Source organism: Methylobacter marinus A45, assembly GCF_000383855.1.
GTDB lineage: Bacteria > Pseudomonadota > Gammaproteobacteria > Methylococcales > Methylomonadaceae > Methylobacter > Methylobacter marinus.
In genome coordinates this window covers 3,564,024-3,582,827 of sequence record NZ_KB912877.1, presented here as the reverse complement: position 1 = coordinate 3,582,827, position 18,804 = coordinate 3,564,024, and the positions used below count along the sequence as shown (strand labels likewise).

At 54.3% G+C, this 18,804-nt stretch carries 11 protein-coding genes; 7 read left to right on the top strand and 4 right to left on the bottom strand.

Annotated features, from left to right (window positions below):
- The 5 genes from METMA_RS0117030 (at window position 1) to METMA_RS0117010 (ending at window position 9,264) form a co-directional block, all read left to right on the top strand.
- Window positions 1–2,346, top strand: a complete 2,346-nt coding sequence (locus METMA_RS0117030; protein WP_020160317.1) for an alpha/beta fold hydrolase — start codon at window positions 1–3, stop codon at window positions 2,344–2,346.
- Window positions 2,347–2,430: 84 nt separating this feature from the next.
- The gene (locus METMA_RS0117025) at window positions 2,431–3,570 is read left to right on the top strand and encodes a thiolase family protein (protein WP_020160316.1); all 1,140 of its coding nucleotides are present in this window, start codon (window positions 2,431–2,433) and stop codon (window positions 3,568–3,570) included.
- A complete protein-coding gene (locus METMA_RS0117020; protein WP_020160315.1) occupies window positions 3,570–5,897 on the top strand; it encodes a 3-hydroxyacyl-CoA dehydrogenase/enoyl-CoA hydratase family protein in 2,328 nt (775 codons plus the stop codon). Before METMA_RS0117025 ends, METMA_RS0117020 begins: the two co-directional genes overlap by 1 nt.
- Before the next feature lie 296 nt (window positions 5,898–6,193).
- Window positions 6,194–8,632 carry an acyl-CoA dehydrogenase gene (locus tag METMA_RS0117015; RefSeq protein ID WP_020160314.1) on the top strand — a complete coding sequence of 813 codons (2,439 nt, stop codon included), beginning with the start codon at window positions 6,194–6,196 and terminating at the stop codon, window positions 8,630–8,632.
- Between the two features lie 152 nt (window positions 8,633–8,784).
- Window positions 8,785–9,264 carry a flavin reductase family protein gene (locus METMA_RS0117010; RefSeq protein WP_020160313.1) on the top strand — a complete coding sequence of 160 codons (480 nt, stop codon included), beginning with the start codon at window positions 8,785–8,787 and terminating at the stop codon, window positions 9,262–9,264.
- A 141-nt stretch (window positions 9,265–9,405) separates the two neighbouring features.
- Here the strand turns inward: METMA_RS0117010 and METMA_RS24895 are convergent, their stop codons facing one another.
- Window positions 9,406–12,819 carry a mechanosensitive ion channel domain-containing protein gene (locus tag METMA_RS24895; protein WP_020160312.1) on the bottom strand — a complete coding sequence of 1,138 codons (3,414 nt, stop codon included), beginning with the start codon at window positions 12,817–12,819 and terminating at the stop codon, window positions 9,406–9,408.
- A gap of 784 nt (window positions 12,820–13,603) precedes the next feature.
- Between METMA_RS24895 and METMA_RS0116995 the strand changes: the two genes are divergently transcribed.
- Window positions 13,604–15,439, top strand: a complete 1,836-nt coding sequence (locus tag METMA_RS0116995; protein ID WP_020160310.1) for a L,D-transpeptidase family protein — start codon at window positions 13,604–13,606, stop codon at window positions 15,437–15,439.
- A 25-nt stretch (window positions 15,440–15,464) separates the two neighbouring features.
- On the opposite strand, the gene METMA_RS27105 is transcribed toward METMA_RS0116995, so the two are convergent.
- Window positions 15,465–15,722 carry a hypothetical protein gene (locus tag METMA_RS27105; protein WP_027147411.1) on the bottom strand — a complete coding sequence of 86 codons (258 nt, stop codon included), beginning with the start codon at window positions 15,720–15,722 and terminating at the stop codon, window positions 15,465–15,467.
- A gap of 83 nt (window positions 15,723–15,805) precedes the next feature.
- Entirely contained in the window at window positions 15,806–16,534 is a 729-nt protein-coding gene (gene cmoA, locus METMA_RS0116985) for a carboxy-S-adenosyl-L-methionine synthase CmoA (RefSeq protein WP_020160309.1), read from the bottom strand.
- Between the two features lie 604 nt (window positions 16,535–17,138).
- Between cmoA and METMA_RS0116980 the strand changes: the two genes are divergently transcribed.
- Complete coding sequence (locus METMA_RS0116980; RefSeq protein ID WP_020160308.1) at window positions 17,139–17,927, top strand: methyltransferase family protein; 789 nt, start codon at window positions 17,139–17,141, stop codon at window positions 17,925–17,927.
- A gap of 189 nt (window positions 17,928–18,116) precedes the next feature.
- On the opposite strand, the gene METMA_RS0116975 is transcribed toward METMA_RS0116980, so the two are convergent.
- Window positions 18,117–18,704 carry a YcbK family protein gene (locus METMA_RS0116975; protein ID WP_051114364.1) on the bottom strand — a complete coding sequence of 196 codons (588 nt, stop codon included), beginning with the start codon at window positions 18,702–18,704 and terminating at the stop codon, window positions 18,117–18,119.
- Window positions 18,705–18,804: the final 100 nt, after the last annotated feature.

Here is an 18,804-nt window from a genome sequence, read left to right as displayed (position 1 = left end):
ATGCCCAAAATACCTTATCCCGATAACTGGAGTGATATCGATACCGCACTCTACAACAGGTCGATAAAGGTATTTAATTCCGTCAGAAAAATGCTGAGCGTCAAGTTCAAGCTCCATGCCGATACTCAGGTTCAGCAAGGCGATATCTTTTTATTCAATCATTTTTCGCGCTTTGAAACGTTCATTCCGCAATTTCTGATCTATGAGGAAACCGGCGCCTACAGCTGCGCCATCGCCTCCGGCGAATTCTTTGAAGGCGATACCGTGCTGGCCCGCTACCTGAGAAACGTCGGCGTTTTCCCGCACGATCACCAACGCCTGTTTCCGTTGCTGGCCGAACAGATACTTCGCGGCCGCAAAGTCATCATTTTCCCCGAAGGCGGCATGGTCAAGGACCGCCGCGTCATGGACAAAAAAGGCCATTACAGCGTCTATTCCCGACTGACCGGTGAAAGGCGCAAGCACCACACCGGTCCCGCCGTGCTGGCGCAAGGTCTCGAAGCCTTCAAAGCCACGATCCGCAATGCCTATTCCGATAAAAGATACGATCAGCTGTTGCGCTGGAAGGAAGAACTGCACCTCGACAATCTCGACCAATTGCTGACCGCCGCGCTCAAGCCGACCCTGATCATACCCGCCAATATCACGTTTTATCCGATCCGGTCCGATGAAAACCTGCTGCTGACCGGCGTCGAACTGTTCGCCGACGGCCTGAGCCTGCGCCAGACCGAGGAATTGCTGATCGAGGGCAACATCCTGCTCAAGAATACCGACATGGATATCCGCATGGGCGCGCCGGTCGACCCATATAAAGTCTGGCACTGGTGGAACCGCTATCTGCTGGACCTGGTCGCCGCCGAATTCACCACCCTCGATGATGTGTTCGCGCTGCATGCCAGGCCCAGGAACTGGAAGCAGAAGCTGCTGGGCTCGTATTTTAAAAAAAGCGCCGCCGCCACGCGCAACCAGTACATGGAAGAAATCTATGCCAATGTCACGATCAACCTGAGCCATCTGGCCTCGACGCTGATCATGCATTGCATCGAGCGGGGCCGGCAGCAGATCGAGCGCCAGCGTTTTTTCACGACCTTGTATATCGCCGTCAAGCATCTGCAGAACAACACCAAAATCAATCTGCACCGGAGCCTGCTGAATCCGATCGATTACAGCGATCTGATCACCGGCACCAGCAAGCGCTTCGAGCAGTTCATCACGGTGGCGATCAGCAACGGCCTGATTCTCGAATACGAAGATTACTATCAGTTTTTGCCCAAACTGCTGGAAGAGCATGATTTTGACAACATCCGCCTGGAAAACCTGATCGCGGTTTACGATAACGAGGCCGAACCGATCACCGCCGTGCGCAAGACCATGGTCAAGGCAATGGCCGAATACGATCATATCGACCCGCAAAAGCTGGCCGCCTGGCACTTCGACGACGAATGCCGCGATTTAAGCTGGGAACAGCATCTGTACAGCAAATCCCATTTTGACGACATCAACGAGCATGAAACGGCCACCGCCGATCCTTCGCCGTTTTTCCTGCAGCCCGAGCACGCTAACGGCTCCGGCGTATTGCTGATACACGGCCTGCTCGCCAGCCCCGCCGAGACCCGCAGTTATGGCGAACATCTGGTCAAACAGGGCTACACGGTCCTGGGCGTCAGGCTGAAAGGCCACGGCTCGTCGCCGTATGCCCTGCGCGACCAGAGCTGGCAGGATTGGTACGCGTCCGTGCAGCGCGGCTTCAACATACTCAAGGCCCACTGCAAGCGGATTTTCGTCACCGGTTTCTCCACCGGCGGCGCGCTGGCGCTTAAGCTGGGATCGGAAGGACATCCGGAAATCATCGGCGTCAGCGCCATTGCCGTGCCGCTGAAGTTCCTCAACCCGACCTTTATGCTGGTGCCGTTACTGCACGGCACCAATAAACTGGTCGGCTGGGTTTCAGCCTATGAGGGCGTCAAACGGTTTATTGAAAACATACCGGAAAATCCGTCCATCAATTACCGGCATACCCCGATCAGAAGTTTATATGAGTTGAGGCTGCTGATCGAAGACATGGATAGCTATCTGCCGCTCATCAATATCCCCGTCCTGGTCATTTATGCCGATCAGGACCCCATCGTCTCGTTCAAGAGCGCGCAGGAAATCTTCAACAAACTCGGCACCCCCCACAAGCAGCTCATGGTCGTTAATGCCAAACAGCACGGCATCCTGTTAAATAATATTGGAAAAACCTGGGAAATGATTCATGATTTCATGACCGGCTGCGTCGATGAAACCAATAAACCGGAGGCGGGTCAAAGAAGAGCTAGCGGAATTTTACTTAACCTGAAAACTTAACTTGCCGGAGTCGAGTCATTAGAAATTAAGGAACGGGAATTATAAAATTCACGTTCCTAAGTCTATTTACAGGAGATAAGGACCATGAAAAATGTTGTTATTGCTGGATATTGCCGGTCGCCGTTTACGCCTGCCCACAAAGGCCGCCTAGTAAAAGTCAGACCGGACGATCTTGCAGCTCGGGTTGTCAAGGGACTCATAGAAAAAACCGGCGTCGACCCGAACGATATCGAAGACCTTATCCTGGGCTGTGCCTTTCCGGAGGGCGAACAGGGGCTTAACGTCGCCCGTCTGGTCGTCAATCTGGCCGGGCTGCCGATTTCCGTCGCCGGCATGACCGTTAACCGCTTCTGCGGCTCATCCATGCAAGCCATACACATCGCCGCCGGCGCCATTCAACTGAATGCCGGCTCCGCATTCATCTGCGCCGGGGTCGAATCCATGACCCGGATTCCGATGGGCGGCTACAACTATATGCCCAATCCCGCCCTTTTCGAGACTTTTCCCCAGGCCTATATCAGCATGGGCGACACCGCCGAAAACCTGGCCCGGCAATACGACATCCCCCGCCTCGACCAGGAGGCTTTCGCCCTGTTAAGCCAGCAAAAGGCTTACGCGGCCCAGCAACAGGGCCGGCTGGCCGATGAAATCATCGCGATCGACACGCCGGACTTCGGGCGCGTGGACCAGGATGGCTGCATCCGGCCGGATACCAATGCCGAGGCACTGGCAAAACTGCCGCCCGCTTTTCAGGCGAACGGCAGCGTCACGGCCGGCACCTCTTCGCCGCTGACCGACGGCGCCGCCGCGGTGCTGGTTTGCAGCGAGGAATATGCCGACGCGCACGGACTCGATAAACTGGCGCGCATCAAGTCGACCGCCGTGTCGGGCTGCGCCCCGGAAATCATGGGCATCGGTCCGGTAGGCGCGACCGGCAAAGCTTTGCAGCGCGCCGGACTCGAACTGGACGATATCGACATCGTTGAATTAAACGAGGCATTTGCCGCACAGTCCATCGCCGTCCTGGCCGCCATGCCGATCGCATTGCATAAACTGAACCTGGACGGAGGCGCCATCGCTCTGGGCCATCCGCTGGGCGCATCCGGCGCCCGCATTACCGGCAAAGCGGCCAGCCTGCTCAAGCGCGAGAACAAACGCTATGCATTAGCCACCCAATGTATCGGCGGCGGTCAAGGTATAGCGACCATTCTGGAGGCAATCTGATGGAAATAAAAAAAGTCGCCGTCATCGGCGCTGGTGTCATGGGCGCCAGCATCGCCGCTCATATCAGTAACGCCGGCGTACCTGTGTATTTGCTCGACATCGTTCCCGAAGACGCCAAAAACCGCAATATCATCGCTGAAACGGCCGTCAAGAAACTGCTGGCGGCCGAGCCGGCGCCGCTGATGCATAAAAACAACGCGCGGCTGATCACGCCGGGCAATATCGAAGACCACCTCGACAGTCTGGCGGATGCGGACTGGGTTATAGAAGCCGTCATCGAAGACCCTCGGATAAAAAAGTCGCTTTACCAGAAGCTGGTATCGGCTTGCCGCGATGACTGCCTGATCTCCTCCAACACCTCGACGCTGCCTTTGGCGCTATTGACGCAAGACCTGCCGGAAAGCTTCAGGCAGCGCTTCATGATCACGCATTTTTTCAACCCGCCCCGCTACATGCGGCTGCTGGAGCTGGTGGCCGGCCCTGACACCCGGCCCGAACTGGTCGAAACGGTCCGCCGCTTCGCCGATATCAAACTGGGCAAGGACTGCGTCGTCTGCAAGGACACGCCCGGCTTTATCGGCAACCGCATCGGCGTGTACTGGCTGCAATGCGGTTTGCTGGAAGCGATGGACCGGCATCTGACCGTCGAGCATGCCGATGCCGTCATGGCGCCTTTCGGCATACCGAAGACCGGCGTCTTCGGCCTGCTGGACCTGGTCGGCCTGGATCTGATTCCGCATATCCTGACCAGCATGGCGCATTCTCTGCCGCCGGTCGACGCGTTTCATCAGGTCAACCGGCTGCCTGACCTGGTCAACAACCTGATCAGGGACGGCTATACCGGTCGCAAGGGCAAAGGCGGCTTTTACCGGCTGAACGAAACCGGCGGCCGGCGCGTCAAGGAAGCGATCGACCTCGAAACCGGCGCTTATCGCCCGGCCGAAAAGCCCAGGACCGACGATCTGCATGAATCCGTGGGCGCGATCGCCCGTACTCCCCTGCAAGCCTTGTTATCCGGCTCAAGCCCGGCCTCCCTTTACGCCTGGCAGGTCTGGTCGAAGACCCTGGCCTATGCCGCCGGGCTGGTGCCCGAAATAGCCGACGACATCGTTGCCGTCGATACCGCCATGCGCGAAGGCTTTAACTGGCAATACGGGCCGTTCGAACTGCTGGACCAGATCGGCGTCGACTGGTTCGTTGACAAACTGCGCGCGGAGAACCGCGAGGTGCCGCCGATATTGGCCGCCGGGCAGCCCTTGTATCGGGCCGATGCCGGACAACTGAGCTTTACCGATCTGTCGGGCCATTACCGGCCGGTGCGCAGAGCGGAAGGCGTGCTGCTGCTATCCGATGTAAAACTGCGGCGGCCGGCCGTGCTGGTCAATCCCTCGGCCAGTCTGTGGGATATCGGCGACGGCGTGGCCTGCCTGGAATTTCACAGCAAGATGAACACGCTGGACATGGACACCATGACGTTGATCAGGCAAAGCATCGACAAAGTCAGCAATGAATTTTCTGCCCTGGTCATTCATAACGACGGCGAAAACTTCTCCGCCGGCGCCAATCTCACCTTGCTGATGGAGGCCATTCACAACAGCGACTGGCCGGCCGTCGAGCAATTGATCCTGCATGGACAGCAGACCTATCAGGCCCTGAAATTCGCCCCCTTCCCGGTTGTCGGCGCGCCATCGGGGCTGGCGTTGGGCGGCGGCTGCGAGATTCTGCTGCATTGCGACGCCATACAGGCGCATGCCGAATTGTATGTCGGCCTCGTGGAAGTCGGCGTCGGCCTGATTCCGGGCTGGGGCGGCTGCAAGGAATACCTGCGCCGCTGGCTGAAGCACCCCAAGCGTCCCGGCGGCCCTATACCGCCGGTTGTCAAGGCCTTCGAAACCATCGGCATGGCCAAGGTATCGAAATCGGCCTTCGAGGCGAAAGAACTGTTGTTCCTGGCGCACAGCGACGGCATCAGCATGAACAAAAACCGTCTGCTGGCCGATGCCAAGGCCAGGGCGCTGGCACTCAGCCAGGATTATGCGCCACCGGAACCTTGTGTTTACCCGATGCCCGGCAAGACCGCCAGGATATTGCTCGGCATGGGCGTCAAGGCCCTGCATCTGCTGGGCAAGGCCACCGATTACGATGTCGAGGTCGGCGCCAGGCTGGCCTATGTGTTGAGCGGCGGCGATAGCGATATCACCTCGCCCTTGGCCGAAGGCGACATCCTGGCGCTGGAAAGAGAAGCCTTCGTGCAATTGGTACAGCAGCCCGGCACCCTGGCGAGACTGGACCACATGCTGAAGACCGGCAAACCGTTAAGGAATTAATGAAAACGGTATGAATTTTCTTAATTCACCACGAAGATCACAAAGAAAAGATAAAGCCAATCAATGCATTAAAACTTCGTGCTCTCGATGGCTGTTCCAGACGCAATGCTGCCGCCTCCGTTCAGGGGGGCTCATGTTCTTTATGGCTAAACTTTAATATCGAAAACGTTAACAGTTTCAGGCGGCCCGTACGTATCAACCGTTAGGGAATTGAAAAAAGCCGGCAATAAAAATTGTGTATTCAGCGCGAAGTTTCATGTTGAATGCACATTCATCACAAACCAAGGAGAATAATAATGCTCTGGTTACTTGCCCTAATCATCCTGTTGGGGGTGCTTGCCTATTACAGAACGTCGCTGCTGAGATCGACAATCGTCGCCACTCTGTTCCTGAGTGTTTATACCCTGTTAAGTAACCTGCCGCTGCTGAATGCCTTGTTGTGGCTCGGCTTTTTGTTTTTAGCGATACTGTTTAATGTCCGCCGCCTGCGCCGACAGTTTATCAGCAGCCGGATCTTCAAACTGATGCAGGCGGCGCTGCCCACCATGTCGCAAACCGAACGCGAAGCGCTGGAAGCGGGCAATACCTGGTGGGACGCGGAACTGTTCTCGGGCAGCCCGAACTGGAAAGTGCTGCGGAACGTGCCGGCCATCTCGTTGACCGAGGAAGAACAAGCCTTCCTGGACGGTCCCGTCGAAACCCTCTGCGCCATGCTCGATGACTGGGACATCACGCACAACCGCCAGGACCTGCCCGAAACGGTCTGGGACTATATCAAAAAGCACAAATTCTGCGGCATGATCATTCCGAAGCAATACGGCGGCCTGGATTTTTCCCACACGGCGCATTCCGCCTGCGTCATGAAGATTGCCAGCCGCAGCACCACGGCGGCCGTCACGGTCATGGTGCCCAATTCCCTCGGGCCCGCCAAATTGCTGCTGGAATACGGCACCGAGCAGCAAAAGGACTATTATCTGCCGCGCCTGGCCGCGGGCGAGGAAATCCCGGCTTTCGCGCTGACCGGCCCGCATGCGGGCAGCGATGCCAGCGCCATGCCCGATACCGGCATCGTCTGCCGGGGCCAGTTTGAAGGCCGGGAAGTGCTGGGCATCCGCCTTAACTGGGAAAAACGCTATATCACGCTGGGTCCCGTCGCCACGGTGCTGGGCATGTCGTTCAAGCTTTACGATCCGGACCGGCTGATCGGCGACCAGGAAAGCAGGGGCATCACCGTGGCCCTGATACCGACCAACACGCCCGGCGTATCGATCGGCAAGCGCCATTTTCCGCTCGATTCGGCGTTTCAGAACGGACCCAATTGGGGCAAGGATGTGTTTATTCCGATGGACTGGGTCATCGGCGGCGTCGAACAAGTCGGCAACGGCTGGAAAATGCTCATGCAGTGCCTGGCCACGGGCCGGGCCATTTCGCTGCCGGCGCTGAGCGTGGGCGCGGCCAAAGTCACCTGCCGCAATACCGGCGCTTATGCCCGCATCCGCAAACAGTTCAATCTGCCGCTCGGCGAATTCGAGGGCGTGCAGGAACCGCTCGCGCGCATGGCCGGCGAAACCTATATTCTCGATGCCGCGCGCCAGGTCACGACCGCGGCCCTGGACTATGGTAAAAAGCCCTCGGTGATTTCGGCCATCGTCAAGTACGAACTGACCGAGCGCATGCGCCGCGTCATCAACGACGGCATGGATATCCAGGCCGGCTCGGGCATCTGCATGGGGCCGCGCAACTACCTGGGCCGGCTGTATCAGGTGATACCGATCAGCATTACCGTCGAGGGCGCCAATATCCTGACCCGCACGATGATGATTTTCGGCCAGGGCGCCATCCGCTGCCACCCGTTTATCCAAAAGGAAATGGCCGCCTTGCAGCAGGAGCCTTCCACGCAGGCGCTGCGGCAATTCGACGAGATCCTGTTCCAGCATATCGGCTTTTTCCTCCATAACCTGGCCGCGAGCTTATGGCTGGGACTGACCGGCGCCGGTTTCCTGCGCCGATTGCCCGGCGACCGCACGACCAAGCGCTATTACCGGCGGATCGCGCGTCTGAGCGTTGATTTCGCGCTCATCGCCGATTTCGCTTTATTGACCTTGGGCGGCTCGCTGAAGCGCCGGGAAAGAATCTCGGGGCTGTTTGCCGATGCCTTGAGCAATCTGTATTTGTGTTCCTGCGTGCTTAAGCATTTCCATGATCAGGACTGCCCCGCTGACGATGCGCCCCTGCTGCATTGGGCCTGCCAGCAAACCCTGCACCGGACACAACAATCATTGCTGGCTATCTTATGGAAACTGCCGTTGCGGCCTGTCGCACTGCTGTTGAGATTGCTCACCTTTCCGATCGGCAAGCCTTATGCCCCGCCCAATGACCGGCTGATCCACAAAACCGCCTCCCTGCTGCTGGCGGATACCCCGACGCGCGACCGCTTGACCCATGGCATTTATATCAACAATAAACCCGACGATGCGACCGGCCGCATTGAAGTCGCTTTTAAAGCCGTACTGGCCGCAGCGCCCGTGGAAGCCAAACTCCGTGCCGCCCAGCAGCGCAAGCAATTGCCTAAAGGCGCCCAAACCGACATTATTGCCGAAGCGGTAACTTTGGGCATCATCACGCCGCATGAAGCGGACTTGATCGCCGCCGCCGAGCAGGCCAGAATCGCCGCCATCAGCGTCGATGATTTCAGTCCGGAAGAATTGACCCGCCACCGCGCCGAGCAGAGCTGACAGGCCCCGGTGCCGCCTGTTTCCCGACAATAGTGCAATACCTGGCGTGCAAGCCCGACTATTTAACAAGCACGGTCAGGTGTTGTACCATATCGCTCCAATCACTTTAAATGCCTGAGCCCTGCCTCAAGCTGGAATAATCGGAGAAATGAATGCCTGTCAGTGTTGATGATTTTAAAAAAGCGCTACAACTTTGGGCCAGCGGCGTCACCGTGGTTACCACACAATCCGGGAAATTTGGGGTGCAAGGCATGACCGTCACCGCATTTTCCAGCGTTTCAGTCGACCCTCCTCAAATACTGGTATGCATCAATGACTCGGCCGATACCGGCGCGGGCATTGAAGAAAGCCAGTGCTTTGCCGTCAATGTACTGACTTCGGACCAGCAGGACGTTTCCAATCAGTTCGCCGGCGGCCGCAGCCAGAAAGAGCGCTTCGAGAATGCCGCCTGGGAACCCGGCACGACCGGTGCCCCCATCCTGACCGACAGCCTCATGTCGCTGGATTGCAAAGTGGTTGAGAAAGTGCGCGCCGGCACGCACTGGATCATGATCGGCGAAGTGCAGGACACGATTTGCCGTTCGGGCGATCCGCTGCTGTATTATTGCGGCAATTACCGGCAGCTTGCCTGACGCCCCCCATCCGGCAGCAGATCCTTAGGGTCGAATTGATTCGACCCGAAATGCGCCCCATTCTTGATAGCATGCCGCCTTTGATAAACCCGGCCTCCTGAAAATCGCCAAGGCCGGGCTTTGGCCAAACGCCAGCCCGGCCTACTGAGGCTGTACATTCTCTGAGCTGATGATCTTCGCTTCCCGCACAATGGAACGGACATGAATATCCCTTTGCGGAAAAGGGATCTCTATATTGTTGTCGCGGAAGGCCTGATCGAGCCGAACGAGCAAGTCGTGCGTGACAGGCACCCGGTTCGCCAGCTCACTGACATAAACCCGAATGGAAAAATCCAAGGAACTCTCGCCGAAACCCACAAACACGACGCCGGGTTCAGGGTCCGCCAGTACTTGCGGAATGGAACGTACCGTATCGATCATGACTTTATGCGCCAATCCCACATCGGAGCCGTAAGCAATGCCTACAGGAATCACGACCCGGGTAGTCGCATCGCTTAAGGTCCAGTTCACGAGCTGGCTGGTGATAAAGGTTTTATTCGGCACGATCAGTTCTTTTTGATCCCAGTCTATCAGCGTCGTGGCACGCATTTGGATACGGCTGACCTTGCCGCTGATATCGCCGATAGTCACGGTATCGCCCACGCGCACCGGCCGCTCGAACAGCAAAATGATGCCGGACACCAGATTGGCGAAGATTTCCTGCAAGCCGAAGCCCAGGCCGACACTGAGCGCCGCCACCAGCCACTGCACCTGCGACCAGCTGCCGCCGAGTTCATTGGCGACGCTGATAAAACCGATGGAGATCAGCACATACTTGGCCAGCTGATTGACCGCATAGCGACTGCCCGCCGCCACCGATATGCGCCTGAATATCAAGACTTCCACGACACCGGAAAAATTGTGCACGGAGACGATGACAATAAACACATACAGTCCGGCCAGCAGCAAATTAGTCAGCGTTATCGGTTGATAGCTTTCCTCTCCATCGGCGATCACCTGATGTTGCCAGAGCACGATGTTGTCCAGAAACGAAAACGCCGGCAGGATGTTTTCCCAGATCATCCAGAATCCGATAACGAGGCCGAAACCGATAAAGACATTCAGCAGTTTCGTGGTTTGTGCATTGATCTTAGGAATATCGATCAGCTCTTCGTCACCGGGCAGCACGGGGTCTTCCGCGCCTGCCGCCGCTTGCTTCGTGCTACTGCTGGCCGCGCTTTTGCGTTTTTGCCGGACATTTTTCAAGGCCAACTGCCGATTGACCAGTGTTAACCAGCGTACGACCATTTGATGCACGATAGCGGACACAAACAGCAGCCGCAGCGTAACCGTCAGTTTTTGCTGCAATTCCACCGCGCTCTGATAATAGCCGGCGGCGGCGAAGCCAATCACAATGACAGGCACCAGGATGCTGGCCGGATACCAGATGTAGCGCAGCCGGGCCACCCAGCCGTCGGAGTTGTCTTTAATGTAATCCCGCAACAGGCCCGAGGACGGTTTTAACGCCTTGGCCACAAAGACCGCCATGACCATCATGACGATAATTAGAGCCAAGCGGCCGAGGTTATCGCTATGGCTTGAAATGCTGGACGCTTCGGCGGCATGTATAGTGAATAGGGCCGGCAGGACAATAAAACGGATCCAGGCGATCTGGCTGCGCAGAAATCCGGTTGTGCTTTCCTGCCATTGAAAGTGTTTACGCGCAATGCCTTTGGCGGCAAACAGCCGATAAAAAAACTCGAGGAAAAACCAGGGAGCCGCAATGCCCTGCAAACCTGCCCCGACCGACCGGCTAAAATCGTCAATATGGGCATGAGTGGCTAAAAACCAGCCCAGATAATAAAGAAACAGCGGCAGCGGCAACACCAGCACCAGCGTGTATGCCAGCGCCTCCAAGGTATAGTTGAATTTATCCGTATAAATTTTCTCGACTTTTTGGGAAATGGCCGTCAACTGCCGTTTTGCCCAGTTCCTGGCTAATATGGAAACCGTCATGACGAACAAGGCAATTATGCTCAGAAACAGGTTTTGCAACGCCACCCGGAACGTACCCTTAGCCACGGCCAGCCAGTTGTGCGGCGACAGCAGCCATTGAATCGAATGGTACAAGTCGACGATAAAATCCGAATCGATCGGGGCGGAACTGGGCACCCACAATAAGCGTTCGTCCAGATAGACGGCAAAACTCTCAGCCTGCTTGATCATCTGCTGCCTGGCAAAATCCAGATCGCCCAGCGTGCGCAGATAGGTGGTGTAATCAGCCGACAGCTTATTCAACAAGTCTTTCTGGCTGTCCAGCAGCATGCGCAATTCGGCCTGTATCATCATGCGCCGGTCGGCCGGCATTGCCGCATCGACTTGCTCCATGAACATGCGCAGTTCGTCATCGATATTGGTGAGCTTTTTCAACTTGTCCTCAACCTTGAATTGCTCAAGACTGGTTAAAGCCGTTTCGTTCTGGATCGTTTGCGATTGCTGCGCAAATTGATCCTCAGTCGGCAGATTGCGGCGCTGCTCGCGCAATATCTTGCCCAGCGCGGGACTCAGTCCGGCCAGGCTGATTTTCTTTTCGGCGCTTTTAAAATCGTTGCTGATTTCCGTGGATTGTTCATCGACACGGTTTTTTTGTTCGGCGTATTTATCAATCTTGGTCGTGATAATTTGCAAATCCCGGCTCAATTGAATGTTTTCGCGTGTAACGACCTGAATTACCGCATGCTTGCCGGCAATTTCTTTTTCCGCCTGGCTGAGCGCTTCCTGCACCTCCCGGGCTTCCTCCAGGTGCCTCTCGGCCAGCAGATTTTCAATGGCGCTTACCACGGGTGTCAGCGCGGCTTTCTCCACATTCAGCAACTGTAGCTCTGCTTTGATCTGCTCCACCCTGGCCGGGTTGCTCATTGCCTCTATTTCCAGCATCTTCAGCTCGGCCGCGCGTGATTCGATCAGGGTTTTCAACTGCATCTGCCAGGCTTCGAGCTCGGGTTTTGCATCGGCATTGCCGGCAGGCAAGTCCAATTGTTTTCGTGCCGAATCCAGCGCCTGTTCGGCCGCCACGATTTCCTCGCGTATGAGCTGCGGGCGGCTGTTTTGCCTCATCAGCTCGTCTTCCAGCCTTCTAATCCGCTCATCCAGGCTGCTGACCTTGCCTCTTTCAAGAATAAGCCGCTGCTCCAGCTCCGCGATGGGGATATTGCTGAAATCCTCTATTTTTTGTTTGGCCAGTTTTTTCTGGAGCTGGTCAATCTGCTTTTGCAGACGTCTGGTTTTATCCGGCGCCTTGGCAACGGCTTCCTTAAAGCCGGCCTCCTGATTGTTGAATTTTTCCGCATTGGCCAGATTGTCCTGCGCGGACTGATAGAACTTGAGCATCTTGGTCTTCAAGGCTTCATCCAGGCCTTGCCGCGCGTTCAATGCTTCGATCCTGGCCTGCAACGCATCCGGGGTAATGCCGGCATTGCCTCTTTCCTGCGCCGTATTGGACGATGTTTGTTCTGCCCAGACCGGAAATGAGCCGAAACAGAGAATAAGCACCAGGCACAGTAAATGATGAGTCATTGAATTAACAGCAGAGCGGGAATTCATACTTTTCATGAAGAATTAAGGACAACAGGGAGAAAAACAGAAGGTATTACACCGTTACAGAACGGGACGCCATGCCCGATTGTTCGGCTATTCTATCAGAAACCCGGCCATTATCAGCCTGCTTCCGGGTCGTTATTAACTGATGTTACGCACGGACAATTTTATCCCGTTTGCCGCGCCGAGCACCGCAGCTTTCGGCGAGACAAATCGGCAGGATAGCCGATTTGCATGCATCGCACCCAAAGAGCGAGGTACAGGGATGTGCCGAGTGAGCAGCCCAAAGGGGCGCTGCATGGATGCAGCGCGTTGCCAAAGGGACAGGAAGTCCCTTTTGGCAACCCTCGTCGAATACCCGCAAGGGGCACAAGAGCGAGGAGCGCAAGGAAAAAGCGGCAACGGGCGGCCTTTTCTTTGGTTACTTTCTTTTGGCCGCGCAAAAGAAAGTAACTCGCCTTCGGGTGCGATAAACCCGATTCAAACAATCGTCGCGCTAGCGACACTTTGCTAAACCGATCTGAATTCAACTTACTGCGTAACATCAGTTATTAAACCAATAATAGTGGAGCGCCTGAAAAAAACAGCCCGACATAATCCGAACAGTACATCCGTTTTATAAACTAGCAAAGTAATCTTAAATTTCAATGAGCTCATGTAAATAACTGTCAAGCTTCGGCTCTATGATAGAATGCGCGGCGTGATAGCGGTACGTCGGCGTCGTCGGGTTTTAGAACTGGATTATAAGTAGGTGTTACATTGCATGCGGCTGATTATATTGGCAAATGGTTATAGTTATGGGATTCATTATGTTTCCGGCATCTCGAAATTATCGCAAACTGACCTAAAACGGCGGAGCAGGCGCTATATCGGCCGGTTGTTGATGCTGTTCTCCCTGATGGTATCCTCGCCGTGGGGGCACGCGGAGGAGACGGACGGCCAGCCGGCCGGCGTGGAGCAGGAAATCATCGCCATTATCGCGGCAAAACAGCATCCATACCTGAAACTGTCCAGCTTCCTCAATCGCGCGGAGGATCTCGAGAATCTCTATAGGCTCAGCGGCCATCAGCTGTTATGGCTGGGCCATGATCATTCGGAAAAAAATATCGCCACAGCCCTGACGTTGCTGGAAGAAGCTTCGGTACACGGCTTGAATCCGGCGAATTATGACGCCGAGGCGCTACAGCGGAAACTGCCGGCGGCCTTGCAGCCCGATCCTGAAAACCATCACTCGCTCGCCTTGTATGATACGGCGCTGAGCCTGTCCCTGCTGCGTTTCCTGCACGACCTGCATTACGGCCGGGTTAATCCGCAAGGCATCAATTTCAACCTGAAGCTAAGGGCAAAAAAACTGACCGATTTGCCGGCGCTGATTAAAGACAGTCTGGCGCAAGATACGATTGCCAAACTGCCCCTGTTGGTCGAGCCGAAATTAAAGCAGTATCAAAAGCTGAAGCAGGCTTTAGCCGCTTATCGCCGACTGGCCGCCGAAGCCCGGCCTTTTGAACTGACCTACGCCAACGCCATACGGCCCGACGATAAGCTGCCGAAAATGGCGGAGCTGCGCCGGTTCCTGATCGCGGTCGGCGACCTGCCTGAAGATAAAGCCGACGAAGGCGGCAACGACGAAGCCGCGCCGATTTATACGGGCGAAATCGTTGAGGCCGTTAAAAATTTCCAGTATCGGCACGGCCTGGATGCCGACGGCGTGATCGGCAAAAATACCGCCGCGGCACTCAACGTGCCGCTAAAACAGCGTGTCACGCAAATCGAACTAGCCATGGAAAGGCTGCGCTGGCTGCCTGAACTCCCGGCCGGACCGTCGATTATCGTTAATATTCCCGCCTTCCAGTTATGGGCGTTCAACGCCCAAGGGGAAATCGATGCCGAGGCGCTGAACATGAAAGTGGTGGTCGGCAAGGCTTTGGAAAACCAGACACCGGTGTTGATGGCGGAAATGCGGTTTATTGATTTCATGCCGTATTGGAATATCCCCTACAGCATTCTGAAAACCGAAGTATTGCCTAAAATAATCAAAGACCGAAATTACCTCGCCAAGGAGAATATCGAACTGGTTCCCAATTTCGGCAATGAAGTCAAGGCCGTGCCATTGACCGACCAATCAATTTCCCGGTTGAGAAAAGGCACATTAAAAGCCCGGCAGCGCCCCGGCAACAAAAACGCCCTGGGCAAGGTAAAATTCATTTTCCCCAATCAGAGCGACGTCTATCTGCATGACACGCCGGCCAATGCCTTGTTTGGCAGGTCGCGCCGGGATTTCAGCCACGGCTGCGTGCGGGTTGAACATCCTCAGCGGCTGGCGGAGTTCGTCCTTAAAGACCAGGCGGGATGGAGCCCGGAAACCATACAGCAAGCCATGCAGACGCCGAAAACGCAACGCGTGCTCCTGAAAAAGCCGATCCCGGTTCTGTTCTTTTACACGACGTCGTTTCTCGATCAGCATGATAATTTGGTGTTTTACCAGGATATTTACGATCATGATCCGGTTTTGCAGAGCGCCCTGGAAAAACCGGCCGACCTGTCCGATCAGTCGCTTTTCATCAGCAAAAGTCCGGCGCCGGTCCAATTAGTCAGGTAAGCGCAATCCGGTAATTATTGGCTGATTACGTACGGGCGCTTTCATTCTGTTTAATGCGCTGAGCACCCCAGCTCTTTTGTGCCCCGTGAATATTCGGCGAGATACAGGAGAGCGGCTCCCCGGCAGTTGACACTCCAACCAGCGAGCACGCTGGTCTTGCCCACTGGCAACCGGCTTTCAGGTTATAGAGGATGGCGTCGAGCACCCGCCGAGGAGTTTCAGTTAACGCCACACTCCATCGATCAGACGACTCGGGTAACGCTTCTTCCGCTTTTTGATTCATGAGTGCCACTACCGGCAGCAAAATCTCACCGGCCTGAAATCCGCAAAAACGCAATCGCCCCGGCACCCCAGGGACTGATCCATTTATTGTTTCACCGCAATGAGTCCGGCAAAGTTATGCCACTTAAAAAACATTTCGCAATGTGCGAAACCCGTGTCGTGCAACAAGGTGATATTTTCACTGAGTTTATAAGGGATAAGAATATTTTCCAAAGCTTCACGTTTCTGTGAAATTTCCATCTCGCTATAATGGTTGCGTCGCTTGTAGTTATAATAATACTTGATGAAGTCCCGATTAAAGATGCTGTCTTCAGCTAATATTTTTTCCACCAGAATCAATACACCGCCGCCGTTTAAACCATCAAAAATGGATTTCAACAATTTTTCCCGATTAATGGGACGGACAAATTGGAGTGTCAGACATAAGATCGCGACTGATGCGTTGGAAATTTCGACATTTTGATTTAAGTCCGCAATACGTAATTCAAAAGGGCGTTTAAAACCGGCTTCTTCCAGTTTGTTTTGGCATTTGCTCAACATTTCAGGGGAATCATCAATTCCAATAAAACGAATATCCTCGGCTATCGAGGTGTTCATACCGATTAGAGTAGTCCCAGTAGCGCAGCCTAAGTCATAGACATCTGTACCTGCAGTGGCATAGTCGGCAGCCAGTTCCGCCATCATGCGCTGAATTTCTCCGTAAAAAGGCACCGAACGGTTCACCATATCATCAAATACATTGGCAACCGCGGTACCGAATTTAAAATCTGCAGCCTTTTGAGTTTGTTCCTTAAAAACTTGATCTTTGCACATGGAAATCCAAAAAATTAATCGCTTCGGAAAAGCTTGTTTGTTGACTGGACAGGTTTATTACCGATCCCAAAAAAATTTTAAACCTTAGCTTAGGGTTATAATTCCGCTTTACAGTAAGCTCTGGAGGAGACAGTAATTGCAGGGCCCAGACGATTACTCGAAGCACTGTGGCATATGATTTCCACTCACTTGCGAAAAATAAACTGCGTCCACGCTTTCGCATTCAAACCATAGGCATGGCACACTCTCCAAGCGTGTTAATAAACTGTGGAAAATTTACCCGTTTTTCCAGCATCGCTCATTGCACGGTCACTGCGACAATACGAAATAATCCCGTTTGCCGGCAAAATCTTTCTGTTGTTCTCGTAACTCATGCGGCGGTTTTGAATGTGACGATACTAAAAAGCAAGATGCAATAAATCCGGCACTAACAGTCTTTTAGGGACCATAGTGGACCTCAAACGAGTTGGCTAAAATGCGGAGCCTTAGTCAGAAATTTCAATCCCCCGCCACCAACCGGAAACCTTGATTTTACTGGAGATTTCCGCAGACGCCAAGTGAGGGGTACAATATCTCACTCAATTTTTTAAGGGAGTTTATTATCATGCAGTCAGCTAGTATCACCCCACTCAGCCGTTTCTTGGTCTCCACGGGTAACGTCTTATATCACGCGCGCAAGATGTTGTTGCCAGGCATCGCGATCGCACTAATCATCATGATTAAACCGTCCTTGTTCCTAGGAAGCCACTCACTCGACCAGTTAATGGTGATTCTTGGGATTATGATTGCCTTGGCTGGTGAGGTATTGCGCCTGGCGACCATCGGCTTTGCCTACATTCATCGTGGTGGAAAAAATCGGCAAGTATATGCCACCAAGCTGGTCGTGAAAGGATTATATTCACACACACGGAATCCGATGTATGTAGGGAATTTTCTGATAACGATGGGGTTGAGCCTACTCTACGGTTCGCCTTTGCTTTCCTCGTTGATCTTCTTGTCCTTCGGGTTTGTCTATCTTGCTGTCATTTCGGCGGAAGAGGATTTTCTCAGGAAAAAGTTTGGTCAGGAGTTTGAGACTTATACGAAAACCGTCAATCGCTTCTGGCCCAATCTGCGTGGCCTGAGTCGAACTTTACGGGAATTCGACCATTATAATTGGCGCAAGGCTCTCGATAAGGAAACCGGAACGATAGTCGAGGCACTGCTCATCGGCGTCGCACTGGTCGCATGGAAGACCTATGCCCTCTATGGGTTCGAAAATAGTCACTCGGTCTTCGCTGTCCTGGCTGTGGTATTTTTGTTGGCAGTGGCTTTGTCTGTTTTAGTCAATTACTTGAGAAAAACGGGACGCTTGGTATCGGACCTTCACAATGAGCACAGTGACTTGGGGTAGTCTGGTTCCGCGAACGGGTACTAGTAGCACGAAAACGGATGAAACAATAAATGGATCAATCCCTGAAGTGCCGGGGCGATTGCGTTTTTCGGATTTCAGGCCAGTGAAATTTTGCTGCCGGTAGCGGCACTCATGAATCAAAAAGCGGAACTGCTTCGAGGCTAAAGCGTATCGTCATGAGAATTTGATCTACCAGTACCTAAAATCGCCTGTGTCCAGGTGCACAAAGTTAGCTCGCGGATAGTACCCGACCCCGCCGCGACGCATGGCAAGCGCGGCTTTCCTGATCTTACGCGTATCAAATCCGTCCAGATGAATGTCGATGGCCTTGCCTTTCATATGCAGACTGTGCTTGGCGACGCCTCGATACATTTTACGCAATCTGGCATTGGTGCGCGGAGAACGGTAGCCCGAATGGATATGGAAAGGTTTCCTGAGTCCGAGTACCATTGTCAGATCATATAACTGATCCAGCAGTTCCGGGTCTATGGGGTGAACGTCATCGGTATGATAGTCGCGCATCAGGTAACTGATTTCGTGCAGGGCGTCCTGAAGATAATCGCCTTGCTCGAAATAGGTCAGCTTCAGCTTATCGCCGGTATGAACGTGTAGCAGGGAAAGCGTCTTGTGCGTAGGGAAAGGTCTGAGTGCCGCGTTTGCGATTCCGGTCCCGCCGAGTGTTAACAAAGAACCACATGCCATCGTCTTCAGAAACCTGCGCCTTGATGCTACAAACCCGCCCACATCAATTTCTAGGTCTTTCGATATAGTGTTCATGGTTTTTCTTTATGTAACGCTATCGACGGCATTCTCCTACACCCGCCTTAAATGAATCTTAAATAGGTATTCGTACTGACGCTGCGCAAGCATTTACAGG

Bases quoted from the DNA above. Each gene is read 5' to 3' on its own strand.
- METMA_RS0117030 (WP_020160317.1), top strand. From the start codon at position 1: ATGCCCAAAATACCTTATCCCGATAACTGGAGTGATATCGATACCGCA.
- METMA_RS0117025 (WP_020160316.1), top strand. From the start codon at position 2,431: ATGAAAAATGTTGTTATTGCTGGATATTGCCGGTCGCCGTTTACGCCT.
- METMA_RS0117020 (WP_020160315.1), top strand. From the start codon at position 3,570: ATGGAAATAAAAAAAGTCGCCGTCATCGGCGCTGGTGTCATGGGCGCC.
- METMA_RS0117015 (WP_020160314.1), top strand. From the start codon at position 6,194: ATGCTCTGGTTACTTGCCCTAATCATCCTGTTGGGGGTGCTTGCCTAT.
- METMA_RS0117010 (WP_020160313.1), top strand. From the start codon at position 8,785: ATGCCTGTCAGTGTTGATGATTTTAAAAAAGCGCTACAACTTTGGGCC.
- METMA_RS24895 (WP_020160312.1), bottom strand. From the start codon at position 12,819: ATGACTCATCATTTACTGTGCCTGGTGCTTATTCTCTGTTTCGGCTCA.
- METMA_RS0116995 (WP_020160310.1), top strand. From the start codon at position 13,604: ATGCGGCTGATTATATTGGCAAATGGTTATAGTTATGGGATTCATTAT.
- METMA_RS27105 (WP_027147411.1), bottom strand. From the start codon at position 15,722: ATGAATCAAAAAGCGGAAGAAGCGTTACCCGAGTCGTCTGATCGATGG.
- cmoA (WP_020160309.1), bottom strand. From the start codon at position 16,534: ATGTGCAAAGATCAAGTTTTTAAGGAACAAACTCAAAAGGCTGCAGAT.
- METMA_RS0116980 (WP_020160308.1), top strand. From the start codon at position 17,139: ATGCAGTCAGCTAGTATCACCCCACTCAGCCGTTTCTTGGTCTCCACG.
- METMA_RS0116975 (WP_051114364.1), bottom strand. From the start codon at position 18,704: ATGAACACTATATCGAAAGACCTAGAAATTGATGTGGGCGGGTTTGTA.